General features: G+C 31.9%; 14 protein-coding genes. 9 read left to right on the plus strand and 5 right to left on the minus strand.

The window, feature by feature from the left end; translation table 11 throughout:
• The first annotated feature begins 360 nt into the window (after nt 1-360).
• The 9 genes from GQR98_RS01920 (at nt 361) to GQR98_RS01960 (ending at nt 13,140) form a co-directional block, all read left to right on the plus strand.
• Nucleotides 361-810, plus strand: coding sequence for a GNAT family N-acetyltransferase (locus GQR98_RS01920; RefSeq protein WP_159018044.1), 450 nt, complete (start codon nt 361-363; stop codon nt 808-810).
• 435 nt (nt 811-1,245) lie between these two features.
• On the plus strand, nt 1,246-1,638 hold the full coding sequence (locus GQR98_RS01925; RefSeq protein WP_159018045.1) for a hypothetical protein: 393 nt from the start codon (nt 1,246-1,248) through the stop codon (nt 1,636-1,638).
• A 112-nt stretch (nt 1,639-1,750) separates the two neighbouring features.
• Entirely contained in the window at nt 1,751-2,272 is a 522-nt protein-coding gene (locus GQR98_RS01930; RefSeq protein ID WP_159018046.1) for a helix-turn-helix domain-containing protein, read from the plus strand.
• Nucleotides 2,269-3,105 carry an IS3 family transposase gene (locus GQR98_RS01935; protein ID WP_233268102.1) on the plus strand — a complete coding sequence of 279 codons (837 nt, stop codon included), beginning with the start codon at nt 2,269-2,271 and terminating at the stop codon, nt 3,103-3,105. The genes GQR98_RS01930 and GQR98_RS01935 overlap by 4 nt, the downstream gene beginning before the upstream one ends.
• A gap of 1,632 nt (nt 3,106-4,737) precedes the next feature.
• Nucleotides 4,738-5,049, plus strand: a complete 312-nt coding sequence (locus tag GQR98_RS01940) for a DUF6660 family protein (RefSeq protein ID WP_159018047.1) — start codon at nt 4,738-4,740, stop codon at nt 5,047-5,049.
• Between the two features lie 119 nt (nt 5,050-5,168).
• A complete protein-coding gene (locus tag GQR98_RS01945; RefSeq protein ID WP_159018048.1) occupies nt 5,169-9,503 on the plus strand; it encodes a CusA/CzcA family heavy metal efflux RND transporter in 4,335 nt (1,444 codons plus the stop codon).
• 4 nt (nt 9,504-9,507) lie between these two features.
• Nucleotides 9,508-10,713 carry an efflux RND transporter periplasmic adaptor subunit gene (locus GQR98_RS01950; protein ID WP_159018049.1) on the plus strand — a complete coding sequence of 402 codons (1,206 nt, stop codon included), beginning with the start codon at nt 9,508-9,510 and terminating at the stop codon, nt 10,711-10,713.
• A 2-nt stretch (nt 10,714-10,715) separates the two neighbouring features.
• A complete protein-coding gene (locus tag GQR98_RS01955) occupies nt 10,716-11,132 on the plus strand; it encodes a Fur family transcriptional regulator (RefSeq protein ID WP_117881269.1) in 417 nt (138 codons plus the stop codon).
• A gap of 55 nt (nt 11,133-11,187) precedes the next feature.
• Nucleotides 11,188-13,140, plus strand: a complete 1,953-nt coding sequence (locus GQR98_RS01960) for a heavy metal translocating P-type ATPase (protein ID WP_159018050.1) — start codon at nt 11,188-11,190, stop codon at nt 13,138-13,140.
• Nucleotides 13,141-13,642: 502 nt separating this feature from the next.
• Here the strand turns inward: GQR98_RS01960 and GQR98_RS01965 are convergent.
• The 5 genes from GQR98_RS01965 to GQR98_RS01985 all read right to left on the minus strand — a co-directional run bounded on the left by GQR98_RS01965 (nt 13,643) and on the right by GQR98_RS01985 (nt 19,429).
• Nucleotides 13,643-14,377, minus strand: a complete 735-nt coding sequence (locus GQR98_RS01965) for an SOS response-associated peptidase (protein WP_159018051.1) — start codon at nt 14,375-14,377, stop codon at nt 13,643-13,645.
• 34 nt (nt 14,378-14,411) lie between these two features.
• Nucleotides 14,412-15,671 carry a Y-family DNA polymerase gene (locus GQR98_RS01970; RefSeq protein WP_159018052.1) on the minus strand — a complete coding sequence of 420 codons (1,260 nt, stop codon included), beginning with the start codon at nt 15,669-15,671 and terminating at the stop codon, nt 14,412-14,414.
• Nucleotides 15,672-16,121 (minus strand): LexA family protein, encoded by a 450-nt coding sequence (locus GQR98_RS01975; protein ID WP_159018053.1) that lies wholly within the window; start codon nt 16,119-16,121, stop codon nt 15,672-15,674.
• 98 nt (nt 16,122-16,219) lie between these two features.
• Nucleotides 16,220-17,287: an endonuclease gene (locus tag GQR98_RS01980; RefSeq protein WP_159018054.1), complete on the minus strand. Its 1,068-nt coding sequence runs from the start codon at nt 17,285-17,287 to the stop codon at nt 16,220-16,222.
• A gap of 957 nt (nt 17,288-18,244) precedes the next feature.
• Complete coding sequence (locus GQR98_RS01985; protein ID WP_159018055.1) at nt 18,245-19,429, minus strand: primase-helicase family protein; 1,185 nt, start codon at nt 19,427-19,429, stop codon at nt 18,245-18,247.
• Nucleotide 19,430 lies beyond the last annotated feature (1 nt).

A 19,430-nucleotide genomic window follows, 5' to 3' on the forward strand; every position in this document is an offset into this window, starting at 1 on the left:
ATTTTTTTGAAAGGACATACTACGCGAGTTTCAACGACTTAAAATCGAGGTCTTAAAGCCTCACAGAACTGTTCGAAATCTGTGTAGAAAAGAGAGGGGATTTACAATGTTGACGAGATCTGTAGTCTCTCCGTGTATATTAACCTTATTCCTCTCTTTTGTGCTTTCTATTTTATATGTTTAAATTAGTCTTTTTTATTTAAATGCTAACTTAAGCCGTGTATAATTAATTGCTTGTTTTAAGCCTACTTACGAACATTCCTGCGGAATATTCTATCTGTGATTTATTTGCTAACTTAGTTGCTTAAATCACGCAACTAACCATACACAATCACGTTAGCACACATTAAAAAAAACAGAATGAATATAAAAATAATTGAAGCTAATATTGAGCAATTAGATATTATAGCGGAACTTTTTAATCAATATATGGTTTTTTATAAAAAGCCTTCTAATGAGACTAAATACAAAGCTTATCTAAAGGAAAGAATTGAAAAAAATGAAACTACGATATTCTTGGCCTTGAATTCTGAAAATGTTCCATTAGGATTTGTACTGAATTACTATTCATTCAGTTCTGTGTCTCTTGGAAAAACTATTACTTTAAATGATTTATTTATAAAGCAGGAATATCGTAAAAAAGGAATTGCTGAAAAACTAATAAATAAGACATTTGAACTAGCTAAAAAAAATGGAGCAATAAGAGTTGATTTAGGAACAGCAAAAGATAATTTTATTGCTCAAAAACTATATGAAAGAATTGGTTTTGTGAAAGATGAAGAGTTCTATTCTTATAGTTATAATATATAATAAAACGTGTGCTAACAATGTATATAAAAAATAGCGAAAGTCGTTGTTAATACAATGGTTTGGGCATTTTTGGAAAGTCGCCAAATTTTTAAATTTGACAAATTCCCAAAAATAAAATAATTAATAAAATTTAAAAATTCGGCTCGTGTATAATCCGAAACGATTGCGTTTTTTTACACGCTACGTTTCATATACGAGACGTTACCCAACATTAAAAAACTGAATGAGTAAAAGGAAAATAATACTAATCCATTTAGCAATATTCTTAATTCTGACTTTGCTTCTATTTATTTTTTCAGAACCAATATTAAATAAATTTGCAGCAGGAATTCACGATGTAATAATGTGGCTGAAACTGTTAATTTACGGAACAATTGGAATTCTAATTTTGACAATTATTTCGTGCTTGATTTTCCTTAAAAAAAGAACAGTATAATGAAAATAAGACCAGTTTTTATTTTAGCAACAATTCTGACTTTATTGAGTTGCAAAACGCAACATCTGAATATTAAAACGGAATCGCTAATCGGAAAATATATCGGAATTGGAAAAGCAAACGCAAATATCGAAATGAGGTTAATCGAAAACGGAGAGTTTAAATATTGGAAACGAAAAGGACACGGTTCAGATTTTACTCAAGGAACTTGGAAAAACAGAAATGATACTTTGATTTTAAACTCGAAAATTCTGAACGGAACAGATAGTTTGACTTTTGCTCTGTCTAGTGCTAATTGGATTGTATTTAAAAATTTGGAATGGAAAATAAAAGACAAAAAACTGACTGAATTACAAGGCGGAAAAAGAAAATTAATAAAAAAAACGGAATAAAAACGTTGGGTAACACCGTATATAATTTATTGCTAGTTCTAGCCTACTTACGAAAATCCTCGCGGATTTTGAACTGCTCCCAAAAAGTTAGACACTATTTGAGGGTATTATTATGGGAAGAAAAGTCAAGTATGATTACGCATTTAAACTTCGATGTGTAAAGCAAGTTTTAAAAAATCACCAAACAGTTGAAGATGTGTCTAAGTTATATGGTTGTCATCATACAACCCTTCATGATTGGATTCGATTTTATGAAAAATATGGTAAAAAAGCACTATTACCAAGAAAAACCAAAGTGTATAGCATTCCTTTTAAACTTAAAGTTTTAAAAGCTATTGACAAAGATTCATTATCTTTCAGTCAAGCTTGTTTAGAATTTAATATTCCTACTAAATCTGTAATTATGAAGTGGCAACGTAATTATACAAAAGAGGGTATTGTAGGCTTAAACATTAAACCTAGAGGTAAACCAAAATCTATGCAATTTAAGAGAGCTAAAAAAAAGTCTAATAAACCTTTAACAAGAGAAGAGGAACTTTTATTAGAAAATGAATCATTACGTGCAGAACTGGACTTGCTAAAAAAGTTACAGGCCTTAATTCAACAAGAGCAAAACAAAAAGCAAAAGCCATAACAGAATTAAGGCATAAGTATGATTTAGATATTTTATTATATCATACGAACATGGCAAGAAGTAGTTATTATTATCATCATAAAAGAAGTCTTTTAGTTGATAAATATAAAGTGATAAAACTATTGATTCATCAAATATATCATCGTCACAAAGGAAGATATGGCTATAGAAGAATCTCTTTAGAAATCAACAAAATAGGCACTCTAATAAATCATAAAACAGTACTCAAGTTGATGCGTGAATTAGGTTTAAAAAGTTTAGTCAGAGCTAAAAGATACAAGTCTTATAAAGGGCGAATAGGAGAAACAGCTCCTAATATATTACAACGAAATTTTAAAGCTATTAGGCCAAATAAAAAATGGGCTACAGATATTACAGAATTTAAAGTTTTAGGAAAAAAACTATATCTATCTCCAATAATTGATCTCTTTAATAGAGAAATAATAAGTTATCAATTATCTGAAAAACCTGATTTTAAACAAGTAGCTATTATGCTGAAAAAGTCTTTTAAGAAAATACCAGATCAAACAAATTTAATATTACATTCAGATCAAGGATGGCAGTATCAAATGAAACAGTATCGAAGATTATTAACAGAAAAAGGAATTACTCAGAGTATGTCTCGTAAAGGAAATTGTTTAGATAACGCTGTGATAGAAAATTTCTTCGGTATTCTAAAATCTGAATTGTTTTATATAAATAAATATAAGTCGATATCTCAGTTAAAAAAAGAGATTAAAGTCTATATAAAATATTATAATAATGAGAGAATTAAACAAAATTTAAATGGAATGAGCCCGATTGAATATCGAGCTAATTATTATCAAAATTAATTATAAATTTGTCTAAACATTTGGGTGCACTTCACTTTCTTGGTCGGTAATTATTTACTAAATTAGTTGCTTGAAACACGCAACAAACCATATACAACAACGTTACCACACATTTGAGAATAACCGCTGAACATATAAGAGAGAATTACCTGATTTTAATAATTAAGCTATCGATAATATGCTTATTTATCTTTTCATTGATTTATGGAGTTTCGAATATAACTGACTATTACTTCGCTGTCGGAGATTGGGATGCAGACAAACTAACTCAATATTTTCAGATTGCTATTAATAAATATTACTTAAGACCTTCTCTAATCTTACTAATTCCAATAGTCGGAATTTTTACAAATAAAAAAATTGGTTGGATTTTAATCCAATCCTATTTCTATTTTTTGATTACAAATTTGGCATTTCCCGCAACTCAAATTGACTTAACTGATAACACTCTGATTATTATAAATATTGTTGGGTTCTTACTCATACTACTGATTATCATACTGATGAATAAAAAGAAAATAAGTAATCACGTTTATGGGATTAAAAAATCGGAATTGATTAATAAGAATATTATAGCTTCTGTTGTCGGAATTGCAATAACGATAATTTTAGTTATGATTAAAGAGAATGGAATTTAAAAAAACTGACCGAATTGAACACAATCGAATTTTTAAAAATAAAGACAAATTATCTCGGAATAGGAATTAGGTCAATTCTCTTTTTCGGAATTCTGCTACTTCTGATTTTGATTGAGATATTTGCTTTTTGGGGAATTTATGGAGAAGGAGCAACTGCAAGTCGAATCTCGGAATTGTGGTACGTCGATTTAATTTTAAACTTTTTACCGATTTTACTTGTTGGCGGATTCTTAGTTTATAGAATAATAAAAGAATTTAGAAAACAAGAATACGTGAATTTCAAAACGAATTTAATTACACTTTTAATTTTGATTTTTCTATTCTCAATCAGAAGTCAAATCGAACGACTGATTTTCTGAATGGAAAATAAAAAACATGTGGTAACACCGTGTTATCTAGACATGAACATTAAATAACTGATTATCAGAAAAGAATATTTGACTTTTTAAAAAAGGTACAACATAGGTGCAACAAAAAAAAATAAAACACTTTTCCTTCACACTGAATGTTGTTTAAGTAAAATATTGATATTAAACTCAAAAATAATTTCAGTTTGAAAATTTATTCTATTTGAGGTGTTTGTTATGATTAACTTTTAATATTTTTAACAAATATTCTTCCCTAAAGAATCTCGAAATGCTTATACAAGCTTATGCTTTCATTTTGAATTTTATACTATAAATAATTTTAGAAAAACAAATAGCTTTAATAACACCTTAAGTAAGGTGCTATTAATCATATAAGATATATATAGTTAGTATTAACTATATACAATGTTGTGCATAATGCGGAAAATCGTGCAAACCATCAACATTTGAACTAAAAAAGCCAACGCACAAACAGCACATTCATTTTTTTGCCAACGCGAAATGCCAACGCCTAAAAAAATAAAAGAGCTGTTTCTTGCCAACGCGCAACACCGAACTTACCAACCGAAAAAAAGAGAATCAACTTTGCAACAACATTGCATTGATTTATTTTTACCTTTGTATTAATGAAACATTTAGCATTTATATTATCAATTTACATTTTCGCACTTAATCTAACACCTTGTGCAGATTACGTTGTGTCTGATAATGATGTTAAAACTGAAATCTCACAAGCTATGGATAATGACCATCAGCACCAAGATTCAGATTTATGTTCCCCTTTTTGTATTTGCCAATGTTGCCATATTAGCGCAACATATTTGCACTTTGCAGATTTAACACTCGATATTAACATTATTTCTACTCAAGATTTTCTTTACCTAAACGGTACAAAAAAAGATTTTACCACTTCCATTTTACAGCCACCAAGGGCATAATTCAGTTTTTTTTAAGGATAGCTATATCCAAACGTAACGCCTTTTTATACAAGCGTTGCTTCGCTTTTATTTTGCGCTTCGCGCAAAATGATATGTTTAACTGAATTAACACATTTTCTATGATTAATAAAATCATTGATTTTTCAATCAATAACAAATTCATTATTGGTTTGCTAACGCTAACCATTGTAGCAGCTGGTATTTGTAGTATGACCCAAGTGCCTATCGATGCTGTTCCAGATATTACCAACAACCAAGTACAAGTCATTACACAAGCACCAAATTTAGGAACGCAGGACATTGAACAATTTGTAACCTATCCTGTAGAAGTTGCAATGAGCAACTTGCCAAATGTAAAGGAAATCCGTTCCATTTCTCGCTTTGGCTTATCTGTCGTTACCATCGTTTTCGACGACGATATGGGAACATATTTACCTCGTCAATTAGTATCTGAAAAATTGAACGAAGTAAAAGAACAAATTCCGAGTGGTTTTGGTACACCTACAATGGGACCAATATCTTCGGGATTGGGAGAAATTTACCAATACACACTTAAAGTAAAACCAGAATATAAAGACAAATATTCGGTTACCGATTTGAGAACAATGCAAGACTGGATTGTACAACGTCAAATGGCGATGGTCGAAGGTGTTGTAGAAGTAAACGCAATTGGCGGTAAAATAAAACAGTACGAAGTTGCTGTTGACCCAAACGAATTAAAGGCGATTGGTATAACAATCACAGATGTTTTTGAAGCGCTGGAAATGAACAACCAAAACACAGGTGGCGCATATATTGAAAAAAACCATCAAGCCAATTTCATTCGTGGAGAAGGTTTGGTGCGCAGTTTGGACGATATAAAAAACATTACGGTAAAAAACACAAATAACATTCCTATTACTATTGGAGACATTGCAAAAGTTCAATTTGGTGCTGCAATCCGTTATGGCGCATTGACCCAAGATGGCGAAGGTGAGGTTGTAGGTGGTTTAGTAATGATGCTTAAAGGCGCAAATTCTAACGATGTTATTGAGAATGTAAAGCAAAGAATGGCGCAAATTGAAAAATCTTTGCCCGAAGGTGTCATTATCGAACCATTATTAGACAGAAGTAAACTAATTGCTGAAACCACTTCAACAGTTGCAACCAATCTTATTGAAGGTGCATTAATAGTAATCTTCGTCCTTATTTTCTTATTGGGAAATTGGCGAGGTGGCTTAATAGTGGCTTCCACTATTCCCCTATCCTTATTATTTGCATTTATATTAATGAATGTTTTTGATGTTTGGGCAAACCTAATGAGTTTGGGCGCAATAGATTTTGGGATTATTGTCGATGGTGCTGTAATTATTGTAGAAAGTACCGTTTTCCTAATCGCTTCCCAACTCTACAAGAAGAAAAAATTGACTTCCAAAGAACGTGATGGCATCGCATCAAACGCTTCAAAAAAGATGATGAATGCTGCCTTTTTCGGTCAGCTTATTATCTTAATTGTATTTCTGCCCATTTTAGCTCTCGAAGGTATTGAAGGCAAAATGTTTAAACCTATGGCATTGACGTTCATTTTTGCAATGATTGGCGCAATGGTGCTTTGTTTAACGTATGTTCCAATGATGTCTGCCTTGATTTTAAGAGCACCAAAAAATGACAAAAAATCTTATGGAGACAAATTTGTACATTGGGTAGAACGCAAGTACCAACCTTTATTAGAAAAATCCTTAAAAAAAGGAAAACTTATCATTGGTATTTCGGTAGTTCTATTCGGAATTGCTGTGGTTACCTTCAGCAAAATGGGTGGCGAATTTATTCCACAACTCGATGAAGGAGATATTGCATTTCACGCCATTTTAAAACCAGGTAGTTCACTTACCGAAACTATCGAAACAACTACTAAAATCGAGCAAATTGTAAAAGCAAAGTTTCCAGAAGTTGAAAAAATTGTAAGTCGAATTGGTGTTGCTGAAATCCCAACCGACCCAATGCCTATGGATATTGCAGATATTTTTGTAATTCTGAAACCTAAAAGCGAGTGGACAACCGTTGCAACTAAAGATGAACTCATTGAAGAAATGAAAGAAGCGGTTGAAATAATTCCCGGTGTAAACTATGAATTTACCCAACCCATCGAAATGCGTTTTAATGAATTACTCGAAGGTGTTAGAGAAGATATTGCAATTAAAATTTATGGAGAAGATATAAATGTGCTTTCCCAAAAGGCAGAAGAAATATCAAAAATAATTGCAGGAACGGAAGGTATTGGAGATATGAAAGCGGAAGCTACCACAGGTTTACCGCAAATGACAATAACGTATAGCCGAAGTAAATTAGCACAGTACGGACTTCAAATAAATACGTTAAACCAAATTGTACAATCTGCATTTGCAGGTGGAACAGCAGGCGTTATTTTTGAAGGCGAAAAACGTTTTGATTTAGTGGTACGATTAGATTCCCAAAATCGTAAGGACATTTCAGACGTACAAAATCTGTATATAAATTTGCCATCTGGCACTCAAATTCCGCTTCGCGAAGTTGCAGATATTAGCTTTAAATCTGGCCCAATGCAAATAAGCAGGGATAACACCAACCGAAGAACGTATGTAGGTATCAATGTGAGAGGTCGTGATGTGAAATCTTTGGTAACTGAAATCAAAGAAAAGTTAGATGCCAATCTCGAACTACCTTCTGGTTATTTCATTAGATATGGTGGTGCTTTTGAGAATCTGGAACGAGCAAGCAACCGTTTACAGACCGTTGTACCAATTGCGTTATTGCTAATTTTTGTTCTCATTTATTTTGCATTAAAATCACTTCCACAAACCTTAATGATTTATATAGCAATCCCAATGGCAACCATTGGTGGTGTTTTTGCATTATGGTTAAGGGATATGCCTTTCAGTATTTCGGCAGGTGTCGGTTTTATTGTCTTGTTTGGTGTTGCTGTTTTAAATGGCTTGGTAATGATTAGCGGATTGAATGAACTAAAAGATGAAGGCGTTACTAATCTTAAAGATAGAATTATAGAAGGTACAAAACGAAGAATAAGACCTATTATGCTAACCGCTTTTACAGATGTTTTGGGCTTCTTACCTATGGCAATTTCATCATCGGCAGGTGCTGAAGTACAAAGACCTTTAGCAACAGTTGTTATTGGTGGTTTGTTGACTTCTACTCTTTTAACTTTATTTGTTCTTCCTATTTTATATCATTGGGTAGAAAATAAATCCTTCACGTTTAGACCCAACAAAAAAGTTAGTATTGTTACTGCGATGATAGCCTTTTTATTTTTGTTACCATTAACAGGAAATGCCCAGCAGGTAAACGATACGTTACCAATTATTTCAATGAATGAAGCTGTTAACATTTCAAAGCAAAACTATCCAAGTTTAAAACAACGACAGTTGGAAATTGAAAAACAACAGCAGCTAAAAAGTACTGCTTATGATTTTGGCACAACTCAAATTTTCACGGGTGGCGAGGAACTAAATAATGGTACAGGAATTTACACAACCATTGGCCTTGGGCAATCTAACATTGATGTTTTTGGTATTGCACCAAAACGAAAATTACAGGAGCAACGCATTCAGTTAGCGCAAAAAGCCTTTCAACTTTCAGAATTAGAATTGGAATTGGAAGTTAAAAAAGCGTGGTCAAATGCCTTTCAGAGTAAACGAAATTATAATCTGTATGCAGCATTGGATTCCATTTACACCAATTTTGAAAAAGCGGTGGAATTAAATTATGAAGTTGAAGCCATTTCAAAATTGGAATATTCCGCAGCAAAGAACCAAGCATTGCAAATTCAAAACAAGTTTTTGCAAGCAAAGAGTGACTATCTAATTGCATTACAGCAGTTGAATCTATGGCTCGTTTCGGATGAATTTTATAACGTACCAGACGAATTGGATATCACTAATGAAATTGATATAAACGATTTCAATGCAAAAGAACATCCTTTATATAACCTTGCACAAATTCAAATAGATGAAGCAGAAGCAAATTACAAAGTTGCAAAAGCCGAAAATCTACCCAAATTCAATCTTCAAGGTGGTTTGCAAAACGTAAATGGTAATTCTGGTTTTTACACCTATCAAGCTGGTATATCAATTCCATTTCTATCTGGCACAACAAAAGCGAATATTAGAACTGCAAAAATTGACAAACAAATTGCCGAAACTACTATTCAATTCAGACAAAACGAAGTTGAATCTAAATTTATTCAAGCCAAAGAAAACTATCTAAAGTGGAAAACATCGTGGCTCTTTTATAAAGAACAAGTATTACCACTTACAAAAGACCAAAAAACAGGCGCATTGTTCGCTTACAAAGAAGGCGAGATTGATTATTCGGCATTTACACAACTTATAAAAGAAGCTATTCAGAGCGAAATTGAAGCACAGACAGCTTTGGCAAATTATTTAGAAAGCACTTTCGAATTACAATATTTTAAAAATTAAGATTATGAAAAACACATTATATATCATATTGACAGTTTTAATACTTTCATTTTCAGCAACCTCTTGTGGCAATAAAGAAAACCACAATGAAGAAGATGGACACGCGCACGACAAGGAAACCAATACTAATCCTAAAGAAGAACATCACGAAGGAGAAGAAGTTATGTTATCATCACAACAATTTGAAGCCTTAAAAATGAAAATTGACACCATTTCCTCACGCAATATGAGTGGCTATGTAGAAGCAAACGGAACTTTGGAAGTGCCACCACAAAATGAAGCTGCCATAACTTCGGTTGTTGGTGCAAATGTTGTTTCTATTGAAGTGATTGAAGGCGACAAAGTAAACAAAGGTCAAGTTGTTGCATACCTTTCACATCCCAATATTATACAAATGCAAACCGATTATTTGAATGCGTATAGCAACAGCACTTTTCTAAAGAAAAACTATGAACGACAACAAAAATTATATGATGCAGGTGTAGGCTCTGGTGCAAATTTTCAAAAAGCAGAAGCAGAATATGACGCATCAAAAGCTATGGTTAATGGAATGGCAGCACAGTTAAAATTGTTGAATATTAATTCAAATTCAGTCGCAAATGGTACGATAGCGCAACGTGTGGCATTACGCAGTCCCATTGAAGGTTATGTGCAAAAGGTGGAAGTGAAAACAGGACAATATGTTGAACCACAAACCGAACTCTTTGAAATTGTAGATACGCATCACGTTCACGCAGATTTAATGGTTTTTGAAAAAGATGTTTACAAAGTAAAAAAAGGTCAAAAAGTTACCTTTAATATACAATCTATTGAAGATGATGAATTGAGTGCAGAAATATATTCCGTAAGCAAAACTTTTGAGGATAACCCAAAAGCGGTTCACGTTCACGCAGAAATTGAAAACAAAAAAGGAAATTTAATTCCAGGAATGTACATTCAAGGAAGAATACAGACAGAAAGCACTAAAACAATGGCATTACCAGAAAGTGCTATTGTAAAAGAAGGCGACAAATTTTATGTGTTTTCAGTTGAAAAAGAAAATGTGGATTGGAGTTTTAAACCAATTGAGGTTATTTTGGGAGATAAAGATAGCGATTGGGTAGCAATTCAATTTCCCGAAGAAATAGCAACAAATACAAAGTTTGCTTATAACAATGCGTACTACCTAATTGCAGAAATGAAAAAGGGCGAAGCAGAACACGCACATTAATTATGCAAACAATAGAACAATTATTAGAGTCAAAAGATATACGAGTTACGGCAATGCGATTACTTATTTATAAGTTTCTTGCACAAAAGCAAGTAGCGGTAACATTAAGCGATATTGAAAACGCTTTTGAAAAAGCAGATAGAACAACTTTGTACAGAACGGTTAAGACATTTGAAGAAAAAGCAATCGTTCATCAAATAGATGATGGCACAGGAATTACCAAATATGCACTTTGCGAAAAAGGTTGTAATTGCGAAATTGAAACCGATTTACATTTACATTTCCATTGCAATAATTGCAATGAAACCGTTTGTTTAACAGAACATAAAATCCCACAGATTAAAGTGCCAAACGGGTTTATTTCCGAAGATATAAATTTGGTAGTAAAAGGTATTTGCGATAAATGTAGTGGTCAATAAATGCACTTCCATAGCACTTATTTTTTAAGCATCTTTACACTATAATTGAATATAAATGAAAAAGAAAAAACTTAATTTAAAAGACCTAAATCCAAATTCTGAAAAAGAACACAGTCACGATGATGGTCATAATCACGGAAGTAAACCGAATAATTTTAAGGCATATATTCCAGCAATAGTAAGCTTCATAATGCTTATTGTTGGTATTGCTTTAGATTACTTTGATGTTGCATTTTTTAAAGATTGGATTCGCATTATTTGGTATAGCATCGCTTATTTACCAGTTGGATTTCCTGTTGTAAAAGAAGGTTGGGAAAGTATAAAAAAAGGCGATGTTTTTACAGAGTTCTTTTTAATGTCTATAGCTACTATCGGCGCATTCATTATTGGCGAATATCCCGAGGGTGTTGCAGTTATGTTATTTTATGCAGTTGGCGAATTGTTTCAAAATGCAGCAGTCAACAGAGCGAAATCTAATATCAAAGCATTGCTCGATGTAAGACCGAACGAAGCTTTGGTGTATCGAAACAACGAGTATATTTCCGTAAATCCTGAAACTGTTGAAATAGGCGAAAAAGTACAGGTGCGTGTAGGCGAAAAAGTACCGTTGGATGGTAAGTTATTGTCAGCAAAAGGCTCGTTCAACACAGCAGCATTAACTGGCGAAAGTAAACCAGATACTATTGCAAAAGGCGAAAAAGTATTTGCTGGTAGTATTAATATGGATGGTGTAATTGAAATTGAAACAACTAAAGAATTTAAAGATAGTTCGATTGCCAGAATTCTTGATATGGTGCAAAATGCAACCGCACGGAAATCAAAAACCGAATTGTTTATTAGAAAATTTGCGCGTATTTATACACCAATCGTTGTGTTTTTAGCCATTGGAGTAACATTAATACCCTACTTTTTTGTAGATGATTATGTGTTTAGAGATTGGTTATATCGTGCCTTGATATTTTTGGTTATATCGTGTCCTTGTGCATTAGTTATCTCAATACCGTTGGGTTATTTCGGTGGCTTGGGAGCAGCTTCAAAGAATGGAATTTTATTTAAAGGAGCTTCTTTTCTCGATGCAATGACCAAAATTAATACATTGGTAATGGACAAAACTGGAACAGTTACCAAAGGTGTTTTCAAAATTAAGGAAGTAAAAGCAATTGGTTGGGAAGAAACCGAATTTATGAAATACTTGATGGCATTGGAGGAACAATCCACGCATCCAATAGCAAAAGCAATTTGGGAATACAAAGCAGAAGGAGCAGATTTTGATGCTAAAGAAGTTTCAGAAATTGCTGGAAAAGGTTTGAAAGGGATTGTAAACGGTAAAACGGTTTTAGTTGGAAATAAAGCTTTAATGACTGCTAATAATATCGAAGTTCTTAATGAAACCGAAAACATAGTAGAATCTATTGTATTGGTAGCAATCGATAAGAAGTTTGCTGGTTATGTTGTCATTGCAGACGAATTAAAGGAGGATGCAAAAGAAACCATTATTGCATTGCATAAAGTAGGAATTAAAAATATAATGATGCTTTCTGGCGATAAGAATTCTATCACTCAAAAAGTAGCTTCCGAATTAAATATTGAAATAGCAAAAGGCGGATTATTGCCCGAAGACAAACTGAATGAAGTTGAAATTTTAAAGAAGAATCCAGAAAACAAAATCGCTTTTATTGGCGACGGAATAAATGATGCGCCAGTATTGGCCGCAAGCGATGTTGGAATTGCGATGGGTGGTTTGGGTAGCGATGTTGCGATTGAAACCGCAGATGTTATTATTCAAACCGACCAACCATCAAAAGTCGTCAGAGCGATACAAATAGGTCGTTCCACCCGAAAAATTGTTTGGCAGAACATTGGTTTGGCATTCGGAGTAAAAGTGATTGTTCTAATTTTAGGAGCAGGTGGTTTGGCAACAATGTGGGAAGCTGTTTTTGCAGATGTTGGTGTTGCATTGTTGGCAATCTTAAACGCAGTACGATTACAGAAAATGAAATGGGATTGATTGAATTTGGGAGCGGAAAAAGATTTGGTACAAATTTGAACATATGATAAGCGAAACGCCAACGCTCAAAGCCATACACATTCACAGTCGCATCATCCACGCTTCACCCAAACTGTAAAAGAGTATGTCTTGCCAACGCTCACTTTTGAACTAAATAACAAACATTGAAAACCAAGCTGAACGTGAAAAGCACTATGCACAACAATGTATATAAAACATAGCTATAACAGGCTTTCCGAGAGGTTTTTGCTTATTTATTAAGTCCGCCAAATTTTTATTTTTGTATATTTAGAAAATTAAAGATAAATAGAAAAAATAAAAATTCGGCTCGTTTATAATCCGAAACGATAGTGTCTTTTTACACGCTACGTTTCATATACGGAGACGTTGTACAGCATATAGAAACTGAATTTTCCTGAAATAGGTTGACTAAAAATTACAATCTTAACTTAATTTAGCTCAATACTTTAAAAGAAAAATATGATTATAAAAAGAAACTCATCTAATTAATCGAAACACCTTCATACTTTACCTCTTCCATAATTGAAGGTGAGTCACTATTAATTAAAGGGCTAAATAAATCTCGACTTACAGTATATGCCTTTAATTCATTCTCATTATAATTCAGGTTTATCAACTCATTTATTCCCCCCTCGTTCAAATCAGCTCTTAACCAGTTTTGTTCAAAATCTTTATCCAAGATTACTGGTTGTCTGTTTTTCTTATTATGAATTTTCGAAAACAATGGTGATGCTGGTTTAGTTAGTATAGTAAAAGTTACAACCTGATTTATTATTGTATAAATACCCGCTAATGACAACACATCATCATTTTTATCCTTAATGAAATATGGATATTTTTTACCTTCATATTCATGCGGCTCAAAAAAACCCGTAACAGGAATTATACATCTCCTACTTTTTACTGATTTTTTATAAATAAAATGTTCCTGTAGTTTTTCTGATTGCGCATTTAAACCTCCGCCAAATCTAACAGCTTCTTTGTAATAATCTGATATTTCTTCAGAATCCTTGTTTTGTGGAACGATACCCCATAAAGCATGTGCTAATACAGATGATTTTTCTTGTGGAATGATAAGCATATGAGGATGAGTAAAACCATTTAAATGATATCTCGGTATATCATAAGCTTCTCGGGCATAGGAATCGGAAAGAGAAACATCATATCTATTTTCAAGTTCTAAGACTTTTTTAGTTTGTGAGGTGTGAAAACACATGATTAAGTTATTTTTAGCCTTCTAAAGATACGAATTACGCTTTAATAGATATAATTTCATTAATATTCGTAGAGTATCTAGGAGATAAATGTTCTTGTTTCATTTTCCATTGTCTCCCCATAGATTGCGAAGCAAATTTCACCTTATTGTTTCCGTAAGACTTGTTCAATCTATCTACAACACTCATTATGGGATCATGTTTAGTGTTTTCAGAATTAAACAATGTTAGTTGTTTTTGATCTATTGGTGTTAAATCCATGACAACAACTCCTGCTTTTTTGTAGTGATAACCTTCTTGATAAATGCCTTCTAAAGCCGTATTCACGAGCTTTATAATATCAATACTTGAATTAGTAGGAAAAGGAGATTTAATAATGATATTTCTTCCATATTGTGGTAAATCTTTTCGAAAACCATTGGTATGCAAAAAAACCATGACTGCATTACAATGAGAACCTTGATTTCTTAATTTTTCGGCACAGGAGACAGCAAATGTCGATGTTCGCTCTTTAACATCATTATAGCTCGTAAGCATTCTTTCAAATGATCTTGTAGTTGCAATCATCTTTTTATCTACAACTGATTCTAAATCTAAAGTTGGCACGCCTTCTAATTCTTTCTTGAGCCTGAGCCCCACAATAGACATATTTTTACGTACCCAATCATCTGACAACTCTGTAAACTGATAGGCATTTTTTATTCTAATTTCTTTTAATCGTTTTGCATGTTTTCTTCCTATCCCCCAGACATCTTCAATTGGCAACCACTTTAAAGCCTTAATCCTAATTTCATCACTATCTATAACGTAAACACTTTCAGTTCGACTTGCATACTTCTTCGCTATTTTATTTGCAACCTTAGATAAAGCTTTTGTTGGAGCAAAACCAATACTTATAGGCACACCTGTACCTTTTGTTACTTGATCTCGCATTTGACTCCCTAAATCCAATAGATTATGATATTTGAACCCTTCGAACTTCAAAAAAGCTTCATCAATGCTATATATTTCTATTTCTGGTGTAAAACCTGAAAGTAAAGTCATAATACGACTACTCATATCTCCATACAAAGCGTAGTTAGATGAAAATACGTTAATCTTAAATTTATCAAAAGTAGTTTTGTATTCGAAAGCAGGTGCTCCCATAGGAATACCTAATTCCTTTGCTTCATTTGAACGTGCTATTACACAACCATCATTGTTAGACAACACTACAACGGGCTTACCATTCAAATTAGGATTAAAAACACGCTCACAAGAAGCGTAAAAGTTATTACAATCTACAAGTGCAAACATTTAAAGATATTTAACTACGTTAATAACAATTCCCCAGATTACAAAATCATTATCTTTAGTAACTTTTATCGGCTTATATTGTTCGTTCTCCGCAATTAACCAAACGATATCTTTCTCTATTTTTATTCTTTTCACTGTAAATTCACCGTCTATAAAGCAAACTGCAATCTTATTATTTTTAGGCTCTAAGCTTTTGTCAATAATTAATAAATCTCCATTATGAATACCAGCATCAATCATTGAATCGCCCTTTACTTTTCCATAAAAAGTAGTGCTTGGATTTTTTATAAGATGCTTGTTCAAATCTATGTTTATATCTAAAAAATCATCTGCTGGGGATGGAAAACCTGCACTAATACCTTCGACAACAAAAGGGAGTTGTACTGAGGTACTAACATCGGCTTTATAAAAAGTTAAATTGGGAGTTTTATATAATTGTCTTAATTGCATTTTACAAAGTTATAGAAATTTTTATTTGCGTATTCATTTTAATTGAAGTCCTTACCCATAGAATATTGCACCTTGATTACATGAATTAACATGAAAAATTAAGATTTAATTATTCTTTGTGTGATAACCGACTTACACCCTTGTACTTTCATAATATAAACACCAGCATCAAGGCTGGAAACATCAATCATATGTTCCAATTTTGAAGACATGACCCTTTGACCTAATGCATTAATAATTACAAAATTATATTTGCTATAATTACCGATTTGATCGATGTAAACATAATCTTTAGTATATGTGGGATATATTGCAAAAGACTCCATCAATTCACCTTTTAAACCTAATGTTCCCCATGTATCCTCAGCTAATTCACCTCCCCAAATTAATGTTGCCAAATATGGATTGTCGATATACGGATTTCTATTACCTTGAACTGAGTAAATAGACTCATTTCTATCTCTTTCATATTGAGAAACTGGATCTTGAGCATTCCAAGCTAAAAAAACAGCAGGCATAGTAGAGGTCTCATCTAAATCACCAAAACCAATATTTTTTGCTTCACATTGTTCAGGGTATCGTGTAAACATGTACATAATGATACGTGCAACATCACCTTTCCATTCGTTTCCTGGAAAAAAATTACCTAAGGAGGTTATGTGAGAATTTCCTGTGCCGTCTTGAAAAATTCGATTATTTCTAGAACTATTCATTTGACTATCACAAGCTCTCAAATTATGAACATCAGTACCAGCACTAGGATAAGAATCTACTAAACTAGGATCTGCTAATGATTTAGAGAAAACATGTTCACGATTCCATAAGCCTAAACATGATGATGAATGACATGATAAATCTTTATTACGAGAATAATCATTGCTAGTTAATAAATCTGTATTGTCGTAACCATATATCAACAGGACTTCATCACTAAACTGGCTCTCCAAATCAGATTCCACTAAAACATCCCAAGTATTTAGGGAGCTTGATGTGTATGGTAGAAGGACTGAATGTGTATTAGTAATCAACGCTGTGAGTTGTGTTTTTAAATTTTCGCTTGATCTTGAGAAATCAATACCTGAATAGTATGCAGGTGTTTGAGAAAAAAGAATACATGGGTATGCTATTACTAATAATAAGCACTTTCTAAAAGGTAAATGATTCATACAAAACTTTCAATATTAATTTTAAATTACATGAATTAAGGTTTAATTAATATAAGGTTTTTTAAGTTTTTTTAAGGTCTTTCTAGATTTTTTTAGCATTTCCTCAGAACCTTTTTTAGGTTTATTCTAAGGTCTTTTTTAGGTTTTTTAAGGTGTTTTCATTTATCAAAACCATAAACAACTAAAAGCCAGATACATAAATCTTTCATTTATTTGTATTACCGTTACCTATTAATTAATCATATTTATAGTTTATAATGTAAAAGCGAATAGCAAATTTTAAATAAATAAAACGTGATATGTAACAACGAATGAGATTGCCTGTACTCGTAAATTGAATATTCGATTAAGTATTGTTATTTATATTTGAGGCTTTTCTATACTTTTTTAGGTTTTTAAAGGTACACCATCATTAAATAACTATGATTCTCCTTATGTTTTACCTAATAGAAAGTCAATTTGAATAGTTAAACTTATTCTAAGTGGTTTATATAGGATTATAATATCCTCCTATAATTTTATAAACTCGAACCTCAAACTATTGATAGTTAACCACCTGTTTTTACTGGAATTTGAATTAAAAATAATTAAAGATTAGAAAAATAAATAGAATGCTTCAAACTATTTTGTTGAATTGTTGACAAACGCTATTAAACCTTTATAAACCATAAACTTACACTGAAACTTTAGGTCAACAAAATGACAACAAACACAAAAAAAACATAAGAAAATAATATTCGAAATGAAACTCCGAAAAAGATTGTTGAACATATGTTGAATAAATTTTTCATTATAAAAGCCACAAAACCAAATAATTACATAAAAATTCAACAATTCAACATTAATTATTCGTTTTTGAAACCAGATATGCGATTAACGAAAAAGGTACAACATCTGCTTATTGATGTTGTACCTTTTTTGCTAATTTAAAACCAGAAACTATTAATTCATATACAGCTATGAAATGAAGTCTTCTTTTTCGAAAGTAAAATACCTGCCTTTATGACGAGTATGAGAAACAATATACTCTCCTTTACCATTTAGGTTAAGAATACACTTTGAATAGCTCCCATTTTTACTTTCTAGTTTAAAATGAGACTTTAATACCTCCGAGATCTTTGCATTAGATGATCTCACATTATTTTTAGACAATATTTCGTTTAAATCTCCTAAAGAATACTTTAAAATACTTTGTTCAAACTTTATGAAATCATCTATTAAAATCTCTTCGATTTCTTTATGTAAATATGATTTGTTCCCTTTGACTAAATTACCCAAAGCGTTTGTATAAATATCATTTTTACAAAACCACATTCTCGTTTTTTTTGGTGTATTTATTTTTCTGATATTTAAATAAAACATAAAATAAGGGAGTTCTTTTTTTAAGAGTAATAGTAAATCAGGGTCTTCATTATCATTTTTTAATTTAGGAATTTTAAGAACCCAATATCTAATTTCTTTACTATCAATTTGTATAAAACTGTCCTCATTGTTTGAGCATAAAATAAACTTTCCGAAAAAATATGATTCTACTTTATCTACCCCCTTAGATTCCATTTTATTACTTTGTGATGTCGATAAATTTTTAATACGCTCACTATCTTCCTTCTTATCCAATAAAACTTCATCTACAGCTATTATTAACTTAGATGACCAGTCGGAATTAAAACGACTTCTAAAGTCTTCATTTTTATTAATTGTCATATTTCCTTGAAAAATCAATTTCAAAAAATTCAAAAATGTGGTTTTACCTGTTTTTCGCTCATCACTAACTAAACATAAAATAGGTAAGATTTGAGTTGGGAAATTCCACAATATTGTTAGATAATCTAATCCTAACTCATATTGCTCACCAAAAATATGCTTGAGAAAATTTATTATTGAAGGAAAACTACCTTTAAGCATATTATGGTCTAATGGTTCATATTTATTATAAAAATTATTAATAATTTGCTCATACTTATTATGAGAAGGGATTAAACAAAACCCATCATATTTCTTTATTTTATCTAAATAATCTTTTCCTTCATCAGTAATTATTTCACTTTTCCTCCATTTTAATAAAGTTTTGATAGTATCACCACTATGAAGTGGCACTTCCCCTTTTTTATAATAGTCCGTTCCTATTCTTATATATAACATA

The organism is Algibacter sp. L3A6 (genome assembly GCF_009796825.1).
Taxonomy (GTDB): Bacteria; Bacteroidota; Bacteroidia; order Flavobacteriales; family Flavobacteriaceae; genus Algibacter.

Excerpts from the sequence above, each read along its gene's own strand:
- GQR98_RS01930 (WP_159018046.1), top strand. The coding sequence starts at position 1,751 with ATGGGAAGAAAAGTCAAGTATGATTACGCATTTAAACTTCGATGTGTA.
- GQR98_RS01945 (WP_159018048.1), top strand. The coding sequence starts at position 5,169 with ATGATTAATAAAATCATTGATTTTTCAATCAATAACAAATTCATTATT.
- GQR98_RS01955 (WP_117881269.1), top strand. The coding sequence starts at position 10,716 with ATGCAAACAATAGAACAATTATTAGAGTCAAAAGATATACGAGTTACG.
- GQR98_RS01965 (WP_159018051.1), bottom strand. The coding sequence starts at position 14,377 with ATGTGTTTTCACACCTCACAAACTAAAAAAGTCTTAGAACTTGAAAAT.
- GQR98_RS01985 (WP_159018055.1), bottom strand. The coding sequence starts at position 19,429 with ATGTTATATATAAGAATAGGAACGGACTATTATAAAAAAGGGGAAGTG.
- GQR98_RS01925 (WP_159018045.1), top strand. The coding sequence starts at position 1,246 with ATGAAAATAAGACCAGTTTTTATTTTAGCAACAATTCTGACTTTATTG.
- GQR98_RS01940 (WP_159018047.1), top strand. The coding sequence starts at position 4,738 with ATGAAACATTTAGCATTTATATTATCAATTTACATTTTCGCACTTAAT.
- GQR98_RS01980 (WP_159018054.1), bottom strand. The coding sequence starts at position 17,287 with ATGAATCATTTACCTTTTAGAAAGTGCTTATTATTAGTAATAGCATAC.
- GQR98_RS01975 (WP_159018053.1), bottom strand. The coding sequence starts at position 16,121 with ATGCAATTAAGACAATTATATAAAACTCCCAATTTAACTTTTTATAAA.
- GQR98_RS01920 (WP_159018044.1), top strand. The coding sequence starts at position 361 with ATGAATATAAAAATAATTGAAGCTAATATTGAGCAATTAGATATTATA.
- GQR98_RS01950 (WP_159018049.1), top strand. The coding sequence starts at position 9,508 with ATGAAAAACACATTATATATCATATTGACAGTTTTAATACTTTCATTT.
- GQR98_RS01970 (WP_159018052.1), bottom strand. The coding sequence starts at position 15,671 with ATGTTTGCACTTGTAGATTGTAATAACTTTTACGCTTCTTGTGAGCGT.
- GQR98_RS01960 (WP_159018050.1), top strand. The coding sequence starts at position 11,188 with ATGAAAAAGAAAAAACTTAATTTAAAAGACCTAAATCCAAATTCTGAA.